The following is a 19,991-nucleotide window of genomic DNA, read 5'->3' on the forward strand; positions in this document are numbered from 1 at the left end:
AAAAGATGAAACTTCAAAATATCTCAAAAAAATTATTGACGGGAGTTGTTTTCACCGCAGCCTTGGTCTCTTGCTCTGAGGATAAGATGGATGAGATCAACAAAGATCATAATCATACCACAGCAGTTCCCGCAAAGATGATCCTTACGGATGTCATGACTTCGACTGCGTTTAGCGTGGTTAGCGGCGATTTCAATTTATATGGTGGTATGTATGTGGAACATGAGACAGGTTCGCATAATCAATTCTACTATGCGGAAACCCGTTCTTCTTGTACATCGGCTTCTACCTTTAATAACTCATGGGGGGGAACCTATTCGACACTGAAAGATGCTTTGATCTCTGTCAAAGTCGCAGAAGAAGAGCAGAACTTCATAACAAAAGGCATTGCGGAACTTTTCGTGGCTTACAATTTGGCGATCTTGACAGATATGTATGGTGATACACCTTGGAAAGAGGCTTGTGACTATACAGTATCTATGACTCCCGCTATCGATAAACAAGAGGAGATTTATAAGGATATCATGGCCTATGTGGATGCCGCAATTGAAGATCTTCAGAAATCAGATCTGACGAGCCTGTCTAATCAAGATTTGATTTATAAAGGTGACGCTTCGGCTTGGCTAAAGACAGCTTATGGCTTGAAGGCTCGTTATACGATGCGCTTGATGGGACGTAGCGCTGATGTTAAGGGCGATATGGAAAAGGTGTTGGATTATATTTCCAAGTCGTACACCTCGGCAGCCGAGCAATGTAGCTATGCTATGTATGGTGTGGGTGTTAATATCAACCCATTTTTCGGAGTATTCTATTCTCGTTTAGGTGAAGTAGCCAGCCGAAGTATGTTTGATAAATTGAATGAGCGTAATGATCCGCGTATCAGACGTTGCTATGTGGAGGCTAACAGCCAAACGATGATTGCTTCTAAGGATGATCCATTATTGAATCTTGCTCATAATGGTGATTTAGTGCAAAGTCAGTTAGAATATACTGTTTCCATGTTCTGTGCAGCTCAAACCGCTCCGACTCACATCTTAAGTTATCATGAGGTATTGTTCTTGAAGGCAGAGGCTTTGTGTCGTTTAAATCGTAAGGATGAGGCAAAAGCAGTGTTGAAAGAGGCTGTTGTCGCAGGTATGGCTAATATGGAGGTTAATATCAAGTCTGCCCTCGCTTCTGATTATTGGGGAGGTTTCTTGAATGTAACAAACGAGGTGACACCGGAGGAGGCCGCTTCTTACTTTGATGAGAATGTCGTTCCCTTATTCGATGCTAATCCTTTGAAAGAGACGATGATTCAGAAATATATTTCTTTCTGGAACGCAGATGGAGAGTCTACCGAGTGCTATAATGACGTACGTCGTTTGAAGAGCTTGGGTGAGGATATTTATGGCTTGCAAAATCCGGGTAAGTTCCCGTTAAGATGTCCGTATGGTAATGATGATACTACGACTAATCCTAATATACAAGCTGCTTATGGTGATGGTCAGTATGTGTTTACCGAAAACGTATGGTGGGCTGGCGGAACTCGCTAATCAATATATAAAAGCATAACGAGTGACAACATTCAAAAAAGGGGAAGAATATCTTAATGATATTTTTCTCCTTTCTTATAAATCCACATTCTAGCCGAACTTCAATCGTGTCTCAATCTTCTCAAGATCGCGGACAATCGTCATATCCATGATATTGCTATAGATTTCGGTAGTACGAACACTTTTATGCCCTAACAACTTTTGTACCGTAGTTATATTCGCTCCATTATATAATAATAAGGTAGCATTTGTATGCCGAGCCGTATGAAAAGATACCTTCTTATCAATACTTGCCAATTGGCTGATTCGGCGTAATTGCTTATTCACGTTTGAATTAGAGGATAAGGGAACACCAAACAGGGTTCTCGGCGCATTCTTATATCGCTCATAGATAGGTAAAGATTTACCCTCGAACAAGAGGAATAGCGGCAAACGGACACTCACATCTGTCTTCACCGATGAATAAACCAGCCAAACCTTATCATCAATAATCAAAAAGTTCTCTTTCGTTATACTTACTATGTCTGAGAAACGTAATCCCGTGTAGCAACTAAATAAAAACATATCCAGACACCGGCGCAATGTACGCTGCCCATCCAGCTTTAAGTTTTCCAAACGACCTAACTCCTCAGGCGTTAAATGAGTACGCTTACTCTCTTGATATTTAATCTTATATTTCCGAAATGGATATTTGTGCAACTCGAACAACTCCTTATTAATCGCCAAGTTGATATATCGTTTCAAATGCTTCATATGTTTAGCGATCGTATTTCGATGATACTCCTGCTTCAATAAGAAATATTCAAAATCGCATAAGAAATTGAAATTAATATCCTTAAACAGAACGTCCTTTTTATATAAGGATAGAACATGCAAAGTGGACAAATGGTTTTTTAATGTCGATTCTTTCAAATTACTATGTAAAATCTCCTCACGCATGAAAACAAGAAAAGAGGAAGACGTAGATGTCGAAGAAGCCTCCTCACGCAGATCCTTCAACGAAAAACCGTTATTCGCTTGTCTCTTCTCCAGCTCATCTCTCTCCAACTCCATAACATAGTTCTGAAGATACAGGTTTAACGCATCCATATTCGGATGATTCTTTATGGAACGTCTCTTGTTGTCCCATTGACAAGGTTTCACATAAACCTTCGTTGAAAAATACCTCTTTTGCCTATTCAAATAGGCCTCTACTTGAATCAAAGCTTTTCCTTCCGCATTCAATTGCTTTTTTCGATTAAACACTAAGTTGTAAATTACTTTTTCCATGATACATTTATATATTATCTGATTGTAAACACGAAGGAACAATAATAAGTTCTTTGTAGCACAATCTACAAACTAAAAGTTTGTTATCACGGATTACCTACTAATAAAAAACCATATATCCAAGTAAATAAAAAGGGCCTACCAAATACATGGCAGGCCTCTCCTACTTTTCGAGATATTAAATCATATCAATAATCTTCACCTTCCCAACCTGTTTTACGGAATCCCTTAACCGTCATCGACTTTCCATTTTGAGTCAAGGTAAATTCAATGGCATCCACTTTTGTATTGGCTTGAGTAGTATAACCATCCACAATTACTTTACCAGAGATATTGAAGGTTACAGTAGAATTTATACCATCATCCGCATGGAGCAGATTAGCGATACCATCCCCATCAAAAGATTTAGAAGCGACATCGCAATGAATCTTGCCACGTACTCCCCAGTCGTTTGTGGCAACACTCATTTTTATCCACATCTTATCCGTGGCATCATCAGTCGTATTGTAAGTATTGCAGGTCACACCTTCCGCCAAGACACCACCATCCTCACCTGTAACATTAACTACCCATTCGCCACATAAAGGGTAAATAGCCGTGTATTCTATCTCGTAATCACCATAAGTCTCACAAGAAGAAAAGGTGAGCAACGCCAATAAGATAACCAGTAATTTATTTATCTGTTTCATATTCAAAAAGCTTTTCTGATTAATATACATTTATAACACCCATTTATTTATGCCACCATTGTTTTTCCGCTAACGGAACTACCGCCGGAGTATTAGGGTTATAGTCTGAAGATGACTTCGGATACAATAAACGACGAGGATATTCACCCGGAGCCAACGCAGAACCAATGCAAGGAGTCAACTGCCCCCAAATATATCCTTCCTCATCCACATGCTTTGTCCCTAAAACAGGAATACCGGTACGATTGATATCAAACCATGCGTCCCATGCTTGACAACGAGTGGAAGCGATCCACTTCTGGGTCAAAATAGAGGTAAGCATTGAATTTTGGTCCGTACTATCGAAAGCATAAGGAGCACCTTCCGAAACAAACTCGGCAGCAGAATACCCCCAACGTTCAAACGCATAATTCACACCTTGCTCATAAGCCACTTTCGCTTTAGCCACATCATTCAAACGAGCGTAAGCTTCCGCTTGCAGGAACGCTACCTCAGCAGCAGACATAAAATAAACAGGATCTGTAGGACCTAGCTTAGCCACAGAGATCATACGAGTTGTTACCGCTACCGAGTTTGGGCGGTCACCATACTTCAAAGCTGTTGTCTCGCCGGAGCCATCCGTATTAGGTGAATAAAAATCATTTAAACGAGGATCCTCATATTTTTTCAAATAATCGCAAACCGTAGCGCACGCACGAATATTTACAGTTGAATTCAATTTACGACGGTCATTCTCATACAATGGATTTGATTTATTTTCCAAATCTTGAAAACAGTCCATCTTAGCGTCTACACTCAGCAAATCTCCTTCGTCGAGCAATGCCTTGATAGCAGCTTTATTCGTATCGAAATCACGCATCAACAATTTTAGCTTTAAACTCTTCGCAAATTGAATCCACTTATTCACGTCACCAGCGAACACCAAGTCTTGTTTTGTAACCGAAGGCAAACCACCTGCGGTAGCTTCCGCTTTTTTAGCGATAATCTCGTCCAACATCGCTAATAATCCCGGATAAACCACAGTCTTACTGTCATCATATTTCGGTGTAGTATTCTCATTCCCAAGAATAGCTTCTGTAAAAGGAATAGAGCCATAAGAGTCCACTAGGATATGATACATAAAGGCAGTCATAGTCTTACCCATTACCCAATAATTCCATTCTTGAGCCGATTCAGAGCTTTTGATAACCAAATCCAAGTCTGGCAGTGCTATTGAATAAGGTATAGACCACAAACGAGAATCGGATGCGTTAGTTATCGTATAGTTAACCAATGTATTATACTGGTTGGATGTATGTCCCTGCGTACATTGCTGAGACCACATGCTACCATATAATTCGTAAGTACCACCTACAATACTTGCTACTCCTGCGATACCAGAAGGAAGCAAAGTAGAAGAAGAGGCTTCCGTTGGATATTCCGGATTCTGGTTAATATCCAAATAATCGGAACAAGCTGTAGTAGCCATCAACAAGCAGCTAACCAGTCCTGTATATATTAAATTGTTTCTTTTCATACTATCTTTACTTTTTAAAGTTACTTATTATAATACAACTTTAATACCACCACCAAACGTACGGTTTGTCGGAGCCGCACCAAATTCACCAATTTCAGACAAGATGTCATTACCATAATTCGTACCTTCCGGATCTACGTAGTTGTTCTTTTTCGGGGTCCACATAAATAAATTACGTCCGATCAAACTAACTTGAACCATAGAGAATGGGGTTTGTTTCAACCATGCTTTCGGTAAAGAGTAAGAAAGTGTAATCTCTCTTAATTTCAAGTAATCTTTAGGTAAAATCCAATTTCTATACTGAGCGTAGTTGGAGGCGTTATTATAGTAGGTATTAACAGCGCTAGAAGCACCTCCCCAATGTACGATAGGTATATCATTCTCTACGTATTGACCATTTACGACTTTCACGGAATTAGGAACCACAAATGGTTCACGATTATTAAACACCGTATAAGTAGAGTTTCCGGCAAATGTAAGCAATTGAGAGGTATATGAATAGAACTCACCGCCATTACGCCAATCTAATACCGCTGATAAAGTAATCCCTTTCCATGTGAAATGCGTATTAAAGCCCATCAAGAAATTAGGTGTAGACGTTCCTACGATCTCTTTCTTGCTAGCATCAATTGTCGGCATACCGTTATTATCAACGATCACCTTACCATCATCAGTCGTGGCCAAAGCCGGAACCTTGAAAACGCCCAAAGGCTGACCTACTTCCGCAACGAAATCCACTTGATAGGAACTTGTCAATTTATACTCAGTTACATCATCCCATAACTCTTTCACCTCACTCCAGTTCTTACTGAAAGTAAAACCTAATCCCCACTCGAAATCTTTCGTACGAACAGGAATGCCATTCACTGCCAACTCGACACCTTGATTCGCAATCTTACCTACGTTGCGGGTCATAGACGTATAGCGAGACTCCGGAGCCAGACTAGCAGATATTATCTGATCTTTCGTACTCTTATTATAATAAGCAGCATCAATATCCAAGCGATTGTTAAACAGATGCGTTGTTAAACCGAACTCCCATTCTGTCGTGATCTCCGGACGAAGATCCATACTCGGCAAACGATTATACTCTGTCAAGCCTAATGTATTATTAATAGGTAAATATAAATCTCCAAAACCTAAACTGATTTGAGTCGGTGTAAAATAACTGCTAGTACGGTAAATCGGAGCATCGTTACCAGTCTGTCCCCAAGCTGCACGAACCTTCAAGAAATTCAGATAATCAGATTTCAAATCCTCAAACATATCCGTGATGATCAATGAAGTATTCACGCCACCATAGAAAAAGCTATTATTTCCTTGAGGTAAAGTAGATGACCAGTCGTTACGAATAGAAGCATTCACAAACCAGAAATTCTTGTAACCAAACTCACCTTGAGCGAACAAACCAACCAAACGGCGTCTATCAGAGTAAGTCGTAGTCATGGGCTTATCAACACCATTCGCTAAGTTAAACCATCCCGGTTGCTCCAAACCATACAGATAAGATTTCAAATAAGAACTCGTTTGTTGATTCAAGTTCCATCCAATCATACCATTCAAAGCGATATCCTCACCGATTTTATAATCCGCGTTTAAGAAAGCGGTCGCATCAATTTGCTCCACCTTGTCACGACGTTCCGTATAAGTACCGGGCTGCTGCTTCTTACCACCTAATTCACTCCAAGACCCTGAAGCGAAAGTCACTTTTTCATTCCATCTCTTTTGAGTAGCGTTCGTAAAGTCACCACCTAAACGTCCAACCGCCTTCAAACCTTTCATAATCTCAAAAGCAAGCTCGATCTTACCATAGACACGGTCATCTTGATACTTATTACGATTATGATCTAACACCCAATATGGATTCTCCGCATAAGCTGTATAGAAGTTATCCGTATTAAAATAAGGATTCGTATAATCTTTCATTGAGCTAATATCTACATCCACGGCATGTTGCAAAATCTCAGAAAACATCGTTGCACCATCATCTCCTTGGCCAGCAGCAGCTTGTGTGATATCTTTACGGACATAGTTCAAGTTTAATTCCGCAGAAAAACGTTTATATTTCATATTACCTCTTAACGAGATTGTATTACGAGCATATGAATCAGCGTCACCCGGTAATACACCGTCAGACTTCACATTACCATAGGAGGCAACAAAACCAAGTTTATCATTACCCATACGAATCGAGACGTTATTATTCGTCTCAAAACCAGTTTCATAAAAATCACGAAGATTGTTCTTTACATACGAGAAAGGCTTAGAAAGCGGAGTTAATAAACCTTCTGAGCCGTCTGAGTAAGGTCCCCAGATATGATCACGACCATCCAAAACCGGTCCCCAAGAACCATTCTCCATAGGTCCGAAAGATCCCCATCCTTGTCCGAAACGATCTTGTGTTTGAGGAACACGCAATACGCTAGATCCCATAAATGAGCCATCGTACGTAACAGAAAGCCTCTCAGCCCCAGCCCGTTTTGTTGTCACCATGATAACACCATTAGCAGCCCGGCTACCATAAAGGGCAGTAGCGGAAGCACCCTTCAAGACTGTTACAGACTCAACATCCTCTGGGTTAATGTCATTAGCTTGGTTACCAAAATCCACGGAGTTAGAGAAAGAATCCTCACCTTGGAAATCATTCATAATAGGCACACCATCCACCACATACAAAGGTTGATTAGCACTGAAAGAACTGATACCACGCACGATTACTTTCTGAGAAGAGCCTGTAGCACCACCGCTAGTAATATTCAAACCCGCAACCTTACCAGTCAAACCTGACATCACTGATCCAGACTTAGCGGCATTCAAATCTTCACTCTTCACAGTAGAGGCTGCATAGCCCAACGCCTTTTCCTGCTTTTTCATACCAATCGCAGTTACGACAACCTCCTCAAGATTCTGGGTACCAGACTGAAGGACTACCCTCAACACATCTTGTACCGGAACCTCACGAGCAATCATACCCACATAAGAAATTACCAGAGTCTTCGCGGAACTTGGTACATCCAAACTGAACACACCATCAAAATCCGTTACTGTACCTGTAGTAGTACCCTTGACTATTACAGACGCACCAATAATCGGTTCACTGTCTTCGGCGGAAATAACAGTACCTGTTACTTTCCTCGTCTGAGCTGTGGCCAATCCAATGCCTAAAACTAGGCAAAGTAAAAGATAAGTCAACTTGTTCATAGACACACTCTTTTTTTGTTTAACTTATATAATATATTCGCAATAGATATTCAAAGACTTATATTTTAAGGGTCGTATGAATGCAAATGTAACAATAAATTTATTATAACAAATAAATAATTAAAAAATTTCAATAAAACAACAAGAAAAGGCTAATGGGTAGAAAATATGGAGACTTTTTCAACCACAATTTAAATGCCGTAATATGTACACCAAATATTACAGCTTAGATCATCAACAAAGAACCATGTTTTTAACATTTTGAAAAATAGGAATATATATTAGGTATGCATTAAAAAATAACTTAGGACGGCTCCGATATAAGTCATAAGTTCTACAACACCCAAAGACCTAGGAAAGGCTTTTCAAGTGATTAGTTATTCACTTCCCAAGCCGTTAGTTAGCGGCTAGGTATAGCCGTTAGTTATTCACTTGACAAGCCGATAGTTATTCACTTGAGTAGCCGATAGTCGTTATTATTATTCGCTTATTTTCAATTATTTACGCATAAGTAGCCAATGCCTTCTCGCAATCCGATCCGCAAAGAAATGATCGCATGAAAATTGTAACAAGTTATTTCTTGAGCGTTACTGAATAATCACAAGCAATGACAAGGTTCCGCGAAAACTAAGTAATAATAAAAAATAACCTATTATTCATAGGTTCCGCGAAGACTCTGGTATTTTCATACGTCGGAATGGTTGCGAAAGAAGCTCCAATCCAAGATGTAATGAAAGTTGTTTTGAATACGGCGGCGACAGAGCTGGATGAAGTTATGGTTGTCGCTTATGGTACGGCGAAAAAATCATCTTTCACGGGATCCGCTAAAGCGGTAAACGCAGAAGATATCGTAGCTGGCTCCAAAGAGTCCTTGGATAAGGCTCTTTCTGGAAAGATGTCCGGTGTTCGCGTAACCTCCAACACTGGTGATCCAGGAGCTCCCGGTGATATCAATATCCGTGGTGTCGGCTCTATCAGCGCAGCCAAGTCTCCTCTATATGTCGTGGATGGCGTGCCTGTAAAATCAGACTCGGATATGGCATACTACGGGAAACAGTCCAGTTTGCTAAGCTCCTTGAACCCTGATGATATTGAGAGCATGACGGTGTTGAAAGATGCCGCAGCAGCTTCCTTGTACGGCTCTCGTGCAGCGAATGGCGTTATCATCATTACGACCAAAGCCGGAAAAAGAGGCAAGACGAAAGTAAGTTACAATGGCGAGGTCGGCTGGAGCAATATGGCTGTAAAACAGTACGAGACAATGAATGCCTCCGAATTGCTCCTGTACGGAAAAGAAGCGATTTCCAATTATTATATCCTAAACGGACTCGCTGGCAACCGTGATCAAGCATACGCCTTGATTGACAAGGAAGGCGACATGGAAGCATTCTTCAACGACCCATCGGGTAACACGGATACCAATTGGCGTGATGAGGTTTACCGTACAGCCTTGACGCATAACCATCAATTATCCGTAAACGGAGGTAACGACCGTACACAATTCTATGTAGGTCTTGGTTATAATAATGCGGAAGGTATCGTAATCGGTAGCGATTTCGAACGTTTCTCCGGTCGTATCAATTTAGATCATCAAGTAAATAATTGGTTGACTATCGGTGTTAAGCAAATGATCGCATTCACTACCCAAAATGGTTTCCGTGATCAGCAAAATCAAGATCAAGGTATCGGTACTGCTTCTCCACTGAGCTTGGTGTACTCCTCAGACCCGACGGCTCCCGTAAAGAATCCGGACGGTACATACAACGCCGACTCAAACTGGGGTGCCGCTTCCAATCCGCATCTAATGTTGGGCAAGGAACAATGGATTAAATCCCGTGTAATGCGTAGTATGTCTAACATTGATTTAGGCGTAAAATTCTCCAAGCAATTATCGTTCAAGACGATTTTTGGTTACGACTATATCGATACGAAACACTTTGAGTATTGGTCTCCCAACAGCGTGGACGGTAAGGCCGTAGGCGGCTTGGGATCTCGCTATACTTACGAGAACCGCAATTTAACAAGTTCTTCCACGTTACGCTACGCTAATACATGGAACGATGTTCATAATTTTGACATCCTAGGTGGTTTCGAGGTAACAGAAGACGAACTGACAGCCATCTATACTACGGCAAAACAATACTCAACCGACAAGTTACCGGAATTAGGAAACGGACAACCAGATGGCGCATCCAGCGAAGTATTTGGCTCCGGAATCGTATCCTACTTGGCTACCGGCAACTATAATTACGACAATAAATACTATCTGTCTGCCAGTTTCCGTCGGGATGGTTCTTCCCGCTTGGGAACCGATAATCGCTGGGCGAATTTCTGGTCCGTATCTGGCGCATGGCGCATCAGTGGCGAGAATTTCCTTAAAGACAATGAATTGTTCTCTGATCTAAAAGTCCGCTTCTCTTACGGTACAAATGGAAACTTGCCGGGCTCATATTACGCGAACCAAGCGTTATATGCGTTCTCTGGTGGTTATGGCCCCTCTTCCGCCATCTATTGGAATCAAGCAGGAAATGAGGAATTAGGTTGGGAGAAGTCCAAAAACATGAATGTGGGTTTTGACTGGAACTTATTCAACCGAGTAAATCTGACAGTAGAATATTACAACAAAACAACGACCGACCTGTTATTCGAGATCCCGACTTCTATCGTCACAGGTTTTGAGAAAAACTGGCAAAACCTTGGTAAGCTACGCAATAGCGGTATCGAGATAGAGGTAAATTCCCAAAACATCAAGAATCAGCACTTCTCATGGGACACGAATTTCAACCTTACATTCCAGAAGGCGACGATCAAGGAATTGCCGAACCATAACGACATCGAATATGGAGACGGCGATATGTATCTGCACCGAGAGGGAGAATCCATGTATACTTTCTATCTGCCGGAATGGAAAGGCGTGAATCCGGATACAGGACTAGGAGAATTCTGGAAAGATCCAAACGATCATAGCAAAGGAGTAGTGAACAAGTACGATGAGGCTGAAAAAGGAATCGTAGGCAAAGCCATTCCCGACGTAACGGGAGGTTTGACAAACACGTTCCGGTTATATGATTTCGATCTTTCATTCTTGATTACCTATCAATTTGGTGGCGATATATTCGATTATCCGAACTACTTCTTCCATCATGACGGATTCCGTTTAGGTTCATTCAACCTAGAAAAGAGCGTAGCGGGTAATTATTGGATGAACCCGGGCGACAACGCCTTATACCCGAAGCCTATCTACCAGAATCCATATCGCTCGGATCGCTTCTCCAGTCGTACCATCGTATCTTCTGACAATATCCGTATGCGTGAAATCACCTTGGGATACAATGTACCGGTATTGAAAAACATATTCAGTAATCTGCGTGTGTACTTCCGTGCGAATAATCCGTTCATGATCTGGGCAAAGACAAAAGGCATCGACCCGGATGTTCCCTTGAATGGTTATCGCCAGGTAGATACCCCGGTCTCTAAAAGCTTTGTCTTTGGTGTAAACATCACATTATAATTTATTAAAATAGAATCTATATGAAAAAGATATATTTAGTAGGTCTAGCGTTCGCCTTATTAACGGCCTCCTGCGATGATGTCCTAGAAAAGACATCATCTACCCAATTACCTACGATAGACGCAATCTCTTCCGTAGCCGATTTGACAAATGCCGTGAATGGCGTATACGAGCAACAGGCTACAGAGGTAGGCTCGTATGGAGCGGAATTCACATTGCTGGCCGATTTACGAAGTGGGGATTTCCAATCTATCTCCACGGTGAATCATGCCGGCCCCATGTATCGTTACCAAACAGGTAAAAACGATGAGATGGTTTATAGTTTCTATAAATTATTCTACAATAGTCTAGCTCGCCTTAATAATGTATTAGCCGCCGCCGAGAATCTTGAAGGTGCGGATGTAGACATATTGAAAGGAGAACTATACGCTATGCGCGCCTTGTATCATTTCGATTTAGCCAGAGTATTCGCTAAATTACCATCAACAACAGATATGAACGATCTGGGCATCGTACTCTCCACAGAGGTTTATCCCACGGATTATATCGGGACCCGGGCGACCTTACAGCAGACATACGACCAGATATTGAAAGATATCGAGACCGCATTGCCTCTTTTGAGTAAAGATAAACAAACCGGACACATCAATTATTGGGGGGCTTTAGCGATCCGCGCACGCGCTTACCTTTACTTAGAAAAGAATAAAGAGGCACTGGCTGACTGTAAGGAGATTATCGCTTCCTCTCCTTATAAGTTATACACACGGGATGAATATATAGGCGCATGGGATAAGGAAGGAACGAACGAGGCTATATTCGAGATCTTAGTTACCCCGAATTATAACGCGCAACGTAACTCTATCGGTTATTTTACACATGCCTCCGGCTACGGTGAATGTGCCGCTACTGAATCTTTCCTGGAAGAGCTGGCTAAGCATCCGGGAGATATCCGTACGGAATTATTCGCAAAAGAGACCGATAATGGCTATGACGGGACCTATCCGCAAAAGTATAAGGGACGTGACGGGCAAATCTATGTAAACAATCCAAAGGTCGTGCGCCTTTCCGAAGTTTACCTAATAGCGGCCGAGGCCGCACTAAAAGCAGGGGATACCTCCGCGGCCGCCGGATATATGAATACGTTACGCAAGAATCGTATTGAGAATTATACCGATGTCGCTTCTATCACGTTGGATGATATCTTACTGGAAAGACGCCTAGAATTATTCACGGAAGGACATACCGCTTGGGACGCTTGGCGTAACGGCAAGTCTGTCAACAATAAATTCGTAGGTGAGGTTAAGCCGGGCGATTACCGTACGATCATGGCAATTCCTATCGGAGAAATCACCGTATCAAGAGGTCAGTTGATACAGAACCCAGGATATTAATCCTTTATCCATAAGTATTTATTGATTTTAGAGGATGTGCCACTTCACCACGGCACATCCTCTTTTTCTTTGTACGCTCACGAGTGCTTCACTAGCTCGAACCGCTTGTCTACACAAGCAGGTAATTCATGCGGGTAATGGGTTACGTAAATCAAGGTTTTTCCCGGGCGATCGCAGAATTGCTCGATAATAGCAGCCGCCTTTTTCTTATTGCTCACATCCAGACCGTGGAGAGGCTCATCTAATATAATTAAATCGGGATCTTTCACGAAAGCTCTCGCTAATAAAGCCAAACGTTGTTCTCCCGATGATAAGGTCAAGAATAAACGGTCTTTCAAATGTTCGATGCCAAAAACTTTCATCCACTCCAAGGCTACCGTTTCTTGCTCCGCATTACACTTACGAAACAAGCCGATCGAATCGAAAAAGCCGGAACCGACAATATTCAAGGTAGGGACATTCTCCTTATAATATAAGTGCATCTCCGGCGATACATATCCGATACGCTTCTTGATATCCCAAATACTTTCCCCGGAACCTCTCTTTCTATCAAACAAATACAACGTATTCGCATACGACTGGGGATTATCCGCGTAAACCAAACTCAGCAAGGTAGATTTACCAGCGCCATTCGGACCGAATAACGCCCACTTCTCCCCGTTCTTGATTTCCCAATCCAAATCTTTCAAGATCGTACGGCTACCATAGCGTATTTTCACATGCTCCATGCGTAAAGTCACCTCATGTAAAGAGGCTATCTTGTTCATATCCACAGGTAAACGAACCTTACCAACTTCCTCGCATGCATGAATGCCTTCCGTTGGAAAAAGACGGGCGATTAATTCCGTATCCGACATAAACTCCTCTCGAGTCAGCGGAGGCAGGCAAGTACGATCATGGATAGGCAATACATGCGTGATCATTGCCGGTATGTCATTGGGGTTAGATAATAACAAGACAACTTGAACGCCATTCAATTTTGTCATTTGCCCCAGCATCTCTACCAATAAATCCCGGGATGGAGCGTCTAAGCCGATAAAAGGATTATCCAAGATCAAGACACGAGGACGGCTAAGCAACGTCCGGACAATCAAGAATTTTCGTAATTCACCACTTGATAAGAAGATCAACCGCTTAGGCAATAAATCCTCTATACCGAAAAGAGTCAATATCTTCGCTAAATTATCAGAGCCGGCATATTCCTTCAACAATTCCTCGACAATAGGCATCTCCTCCGTCTCTGTTGAATGCCAACGCTGTTGGTAATAAGAATTCCGGCAATCCGCCAACGAATAAATATCCTTAAACGCTATACTCTTGATAAAGTCACTCACCTTACCATCCCCGGAGAACACGACCTCACCTTCCTTAAAAGCGAATTTACGCTGCATAATATCCGCTATCAAGGTTTTACCAGCGCCATTCGGACCGACCACAGCCCATTGCTGCCCTTCATCAATTCTCCAATTCACGGGTGCCGTAAACCGCAATTCCGGCAAACGAGTAACGATATTCTTAATATCGACCACCATCATTCCTTCTTTTTCCATCTTTTTTCTAAATAAGCCGGACAAAGGTACATAGTTTATTTAAAAATGACAGCATAATGACAAAAAAAGGGGCCACTCATCACGAGCAGCCCCTCTATAGTATACAGGCACTTGGTATGTCTATGTTAACTAGTAGTTAATGAACGCCTGTACGTGTATCCCACCACATTTGTTTACCCCACAAATTATCCACGACTTCCGCATCGAAGGGAGCACAATTCGCATTGTTCAAATTACGTTCCTTATCAGGATACGGAGAGCGGAATGGAGGTACGTTATGATTAGAATAGTTTGCCGGACGGCCCGGAGCCGGATACAAGTTGTCTGGCACGCCTGTACGGCGATACAATGACCAACCTTCCATTCCTTGCTTGAACATGGCAACCCATTCCTCATAATAAATCTGTTTCTTATCATTCGTGAACTTACCCGCGTTCGCAAGGTAATCCGCTATATCTTCGGCAGATACGCTATTCTCTTCCATGGAATAGGTAACAGCCTTATTGTATGCGTCCTCTGCGGAGATTCCGGTATTCCATCCCAACATAGATGCCTCAGCGACACAGAACCAAGGCTCAGCGACACGCATATAAGGAGAAAAACCAGCCAAGTCCGTAAAGAAACGTGCTCCCCAAATGGAATATTTAGAAGCTACCGCATTCGCTTTCGCCCCGATCGTATAACCTACATACTTAGGCTCACCGGCCTCCACACTTTCTTTTGTGGGTTGGAAATAAGATGAGCGACGAGGGTCCTCACGTGTATTCATATGATCCACGATCACGTCTGCGGCACAATACTCCGTCTTACGTGTACGATAACCGTCTGCCATCGGTTCGTAATAGTTGGGGTCTGTTCCGATCCACCAGAAGAAAGCATTATCATCGTTGCTTTCCATGATCGGATACTTAGTGGGATTACCCATAACTTCCTCTACGGTCTCCTTAGCCAACGCCGGGGAAACCTCTGAGATACGCATCGCTAAACGAAGACGCATAGAATTACAATATCTCTGCCACTTCTCGATATCACCACCGAATAACAGGTCTCCCTCGCCTAAGTCATCACTACCACCATCGGCAAAGCCATCCGCTGCTTCCTTCAACGTAGCCAATAAGCCCGGATAAATATCCTCTTGCTTATCGTATTTCGGCTGCAAGATTCCATCCGTCATCTTAGCGGCATCCGTATAAGGGACATCACGCCAACGATCCGTGGCCACCTGCATCAAATGAACCTGCATAACCTTCGATACGTTCAGCATATTAGGAGTCTCATTAAACGTGGCACGCTTCTCGATATCTTTCAGGTTATTCAATATACGATACAAATACTCCCAGTTCGTATCCTGTACACCCGTACGGAAATTATAGCGGGACTCGTCGATATAAGTCATCTTCGAAGCATATCCGCAGAAAGTCATCGGCTCATCCATTGCGAACCACCGATCATACAGACGATAGGATGTGTAATATAAAGAATACGCCAGAAGATTCGTCGTAGGCACATCCGTAGGGCTATCTGGGTCTGTATTGACCTCCTCAAACGAATCGGTACACGAGCTACCGAATACAGTAGCGCCGACCATCATAGCCATCATGAAATTCTTGATATATCTTTTCATATTAAATTCCTCAGATTAATGTTGATTAAAATGTTACACCTAACTTAAGACCAAAACTACGAGAAGGAGGATAAGAGTTGGACTCAAAACCTACACCAGAGTTGAATCCTCTGCTTGTAGCCGCAGTCTCGGGATCATCACCACCGGTACTTGTAGACTCCGGATCAATATGAGCGATATTTGACTTATGCACCCAAAGCAACGCCAAGTTCGTACCAACCAATGATACATGAGCGGCCTTGATACATTTAGTCTTCTCTAGAATTGATTTCGGGAAATTATATGTCAGGTGAGCCTCACGCAATTTCAAGTAAGAACCATCGAATACAGACATCTCACAAATCGTATAATAATTATAGAAGAAGTCCTCCGCGTTGACAGCGACATCATTAATCTTACCATCTGCGGTCTTGAAGACCTTGTCCGTCATATAATTCTGGCCAAGTACGACGCCATTCTCACGCAAATCGCCTTCTGCCGTGTGTTTCAAGATACCCGTCTGAGAACCGAATGCTTGTGTAACAGAATATATGTCACCACCCAAACGGAAATCCAATAAGAAACCGAAGCTCCAATCCTTATAAGAGAACTCATTGCTGAAACCAGCCAACCACTTCGGCGTAACATCACCGATCTCTTTTCCGGCCTCGTACACAGGAATACCATCCTCTACCAAGATCGAGCCATCCTCATTATATACGTAACCAGTACCTACCAAAGTACCCCAGCTCTTACCGACCATAGCATAGTTCTTCACGCTCCAGCTACTACCGATTTGGTAAGCGTCCAAGGACTGTCCGGTAACGGGATCTGTATAAAGCTCATCGATTCGGCTCTTATCCTTCGCCCAGTTCAACGTAGCCGTCCAGTTGAATCCCTTCGGATTCTTGATGATATCACCGGATACCTGCAACTCGACACCCTTGTTGCTGATCTTTCCAGCGTTGATATACATAGAGGTATAACCGGTAGAGGTAGCCACATTCGCATTCATGATCTGATCGCTCGTCACCTTATTATAATATGCGGCATCAATATGCAAACGATTGTTGAACAAATTAGCCTCAACACCAACTTCCCAAGTCTTTACGCTCTCCGGACGAAGATTTGTAGGAGGAAGGATTGTCGGATTATAGAACAATGTAGTACCATTGAACGAAGAACTGATCAATGAATAATAAGCGTTCGAACGATACGGGTCCGTTGCGGAACCGATCTTTGCCCAACCACCACGCAATTTCAAGAAATTCAAATAATCGCCATTTTGCAATCCGGGGAATGTCTCGGTCAAGATCCAGCTACCACTGAAAGAAGGATAGAAGAAAGCGTCCTTGATCGTAGAGTCCCAGTCATTACGGACACTTACCTCGGCATAAGCCATATTCTTGTAGCCGATAGAGGCATTAGCGTATACAGAGTTTGAACGACGTTTCTCATGGTCGTTCAAGGTGTACGGGGTTCCATGAGCGTTCGCTACGGTAAACAACCCCTCTGCGGTCAATTCGTCCGCACCTGTCCCCATGATAGCTGTTTGATAATCACGATAGTTGGCTCCAGCCAAACCATTCAAGGCCCAATCACCGAAGTTCTTGTTCACGTAGGCGATAAAGTCCGCGTTAAACTCAGTCATCGAACGGTCGAAGCTACGGAAATATCCATTCGGATAGTCGATATTCCATAAAATACGAGAGAACTGATTAGAATCGTAATGATCCAAGCCCATACGACCTTCAAACTTTAACCAATCGGTCGGTTTGATATACAAAGAGGTCTTGCCATAGAAACGATTACGATCATAACTATTGGTATTCTTATTCAATGTCCAATACGGATTCGCATGGAAAGACTGTATCCAGTTATAATGCGTATATTTTCCATACTCATCCACTTGATCCCAATTATTCTTCAAATCCTTCAAATCAACTTGACGACCAAACCACTGCATGATAGACTGCAAAGCATTCGTACTGTTATATCCCGTACCCGGCAAGTTCGCGCTTTTCGTGCGAATATAATTCGCAGACAAGTCGAAATCAATATACTTATTAAACGTCATTTTCGTGTTCACCGCCATAGCATAGCGCTTCTGATCAGTGTTCGGGGTCGTACCGCTTTGATCACGGAAAGATAAAGATGCGCGTGTAGACGTTTTATCCGTAGAGGCAGACAAAGCCACCGTATGATTCATTGAATAACCCGTTTGGAAGAAATTCTTGATATTGTCCGGGCAGGAAACCCAAGGAGTAGCCTGACGCACGCCATCGATCACCGGGCTATTGTATTGCGGCAAATTCAATCCGATATCCAAGCGAGGTCCCCAAGACTCATCCGCGTTATCGTTGATACCACTACCCATACCATCTACATAATTGTAACCATTCTCCAAGGCAAAAGTTTGATAATCGCCAGAATATCCCCCCGCTTGCGCTTCCTTCCAATCATACTCGGAAGCGTAATAGCCTTGTCCGTACTTATTCTGCAATCTAGGCAAATTATAAACCCGGTCAATCGTGATATCACCCTCATAAGAGATAGATACACCCTTGTCTTTCTTACCGGATTTAGTAGTAACCAAGATAACGCCATTACCGGCACGCATACCATACAAAGCGGCAGATCCACCCTTCAACACAGAGATGGACTCTATATCCTCCGGATTAATATCATTCAAGCCGGAACCCAAGTTTACAGTGGCACCTTTCGCATTATCATTAGCGATAGGCACACCGTCCACAACGATCAACGGTTGGTTATTACCAAAAGAGGAATTACCGCGAACCACGATATTCTGCGACGCACCAACCTGTCCACCTTGAGAAGTAATCTGCACACCGGCGATCTTACCGGAAAGTGAGGTCGCCAAGCTCTGTTGGCCAGCTTTTGTCAACTCATCAGATTTCACCTCTTGCAGGGCATAACCCAAGGCTTTCTTCTCACGAGTCAAACCCATAGCGGTTACAACCACCTCATCCAACGCTTTTGAATCCGAGTCCAAAACAACGTTGATCACGGATGCCACAGGTACTTCCTTCGTTTTCAATCCTACATAAGAAATAAAGATCATCTTAGCGTCTCTCGGTACATCTAAACTAAAGTTTCCCTCAAAGTCCGTAACCGTACCAATCGTAGTGCCTTTCACAACGACAGCCGCACCGATCACGGGTTGCTGATCTTCCGATGATATAACATTACCTGTTATCTTCATCGTCTGTGCCGTTGCGACTCCTATGCCTATAAACAAGCATAATAACAAAAAAGTCAACCTTCTCATAAACACACTTTTTTATTTAACAATTAATTATTTAAATCAAATTTCACACATAACTTACCATAGTTTACGAAGAACTTAGTTTAAAACAGCAGGATTATACATGCATATATATAAAATTACATTAAAATATTTACTTTACTTTTACATACAATCACACATACACCTAATCCTCACACTGCAAATATAAAGAATATTTTCTGTTAAAAACAAATAATACCATGATTTTGTGTCATTAAAACAGTCAAATATATTTCATAACGTCATTTCAAGACCTATTAAATGTATATTTTGACACATAAGCAATATCATAATAACACAAAACCAATCAAGCAATAGGTGTTTTTTAGTTAATCTATTTTACAACAATAAAGATTATACAAGATTTTAATATCATTTTAACAAACTATTTGATCTTTGATAAAAAAAAGAAGATT

The 19,991-nt window shown here is 42.2% G+C and carries 10 protein-coding genes; 3 read left to right on the forward strand and 7 right to left on the reverse strand.

Going from position 1 to position 19,991, the window contains the following annotated elements; translation table 11 throughout:
• Positions 1-5: 5 nt before the first annotated feature.
• Positions 6-1,535: a SusD/RagB family nutrient-binding outer membrane lipoprotein gene (locus CI960_RS12515; RefSeq protein WP_005855636.1), complete on the forward strand. Its 1,530-nt coding sequence runs from the start codon at positions 6-8 to the stop codon at positions 1,533-1,535.
• A gap of 90 nt (positions 1,536-1,625) precedes the next feature.
• Here CI960_RS12515 and CI960_RS12520 read toward each other — a convergent pair whose 3' ends face one another.
• From CI960_RS12520 to CI960_RS12535, 4 genes are all read right to left on the reverse strand, one after another.
• Positions 1,626-2,804, reverse strand: a complete 1,179-nt coding sequence (locus tag CI960_RS12520) for a site-specific integrase (RefSeq protein ID WP_005855634.1) — start codon at positions 2,802-2,804, stop codon at positions 1,626-1,628.
• Between the two features lie 188 nt (positions 2,805-2,992).
• On the reverse strand, positions 2,993-3,493 hold the full coding sequence (locus tag CI960_RS12525; protein WP_036628884.1) for a lipid-binding protein: 501 nt from the start codon (positions 3,491-3,493) through the stop codon (positions 2,993-2,995).
• 43 nt (positions 3,494-3,536) lie between these two features.
• Positions 3,537-5,009 carry a SusD/RagB family nutrient-binding outer membrane lipoprotein gene (locus tag CI960_RS12530; RefSeq protein WP_005855630.1) on the reverse strand — a complete coding sequence of 491 codons (1,473 nt, stop codon included), beginning with the start codon at positions 5,007-5,009 and terminating at the stop codon, positions 3,537-3,539.
• Between the two features lie 27 nt (positions 5,010-5,036).
• Positions 5,037-8,210, reverse strand: coding sequence for a SusC/RagA family TonB-linked outer membrane protein (locus CI960_RS12535; protein WP_005855628.1), 3,174 nt, complete (start codon positions 8,208-8,210; stop codon positions 5,037-5,039).
• Between the two features lie 697 nt (positions 8,211-8,907).
• Here CI960_RS12535 and CI960_RS12540 point away from each other — a divergent pair.
• Both CI960_RS12540 and CI960_RS12545 read left to right on the forward strand, forming a co-directional pair.
• Positions 8,908-11,721, forward strand: a complete 2,814-nt coding sequence (locus CI960_RS12540; RefSeq protein WP_009017729.1) for a TonB-dependent receptor — start codon at positions 8,908-8,910, stop codon at positions 11,719-11,721.
• Between the two features lie 20 nt (positions 11,722-11,741).
• Complete coding sequence (locus tag CI960_RS12545; protein ID WP_005855624.1) at positions 11,742-13,112, forward strand: RagB/SusD family nutrient uptake outer membrane protein; 1,371 nt, start codon at positions 11,742-11,744, stop codon at positions 13,110-13,112.
• Positions 13,113-13,189: 77 nt separating this feature from the next.
• On the opposite strand, the gene CI960_RS12550 is transcribed toward CI960_RS12545, so the two are convergent.
• From CI960_RS12550 to CI960_RS12560, 3 genes are all read right to left on the reverse strand, one after another.
• The gene (locus CI960_RS12550; RefSeq protein WP_036628661.1) at positions 13,190-14,662 is read right to left on the reverse strand and encodes an ATP-binding cassette domain-containing protein; all 1,473 of its coding nucleotides are present in this window, start codon (positions 14,660-14,662) and stop codon (positions 13,190-13,192) included.
• 136 nt (positions 14,663-14,798) lie between these two features.
• Positions 14,799-16,286, reverse strand: coding sequence for a SusD/RagB family nutrient-binding outer membrane lipoprotein (locus tag CI960_RS12555; protein WP_005855620.1), 1,488 nt, complete (start codon positions 16,284-16,286; stop codon positions 14,799-14,801).
• A gap of 25 nt (positions 16,287-16,311) precedes the next feature.
• On the reverse strand, positions 16,312-19,557 hold the full coding sequence (locus CI960_RS12560; protein ID WP_005855618.1) for a SusC/RagA family TonB-linked outer membrane protein: 3,246 nt from the start codon (positions 19,555-19,557) through the stop codon (positions 16,312-16,314).
• Positions 19,558-19,991: the final 434 nt, after the last annotated feature.

This window comes from Parabacteroides sp. CT06 (assembly GCF_002257605.1).
Taxonomy (GTDB): Bacteria; Bacteroidota; Bacteroidia; order Bacteroidales; family Tannerellaceae; genus Parabacteroides; species Parabacteroides distasonis.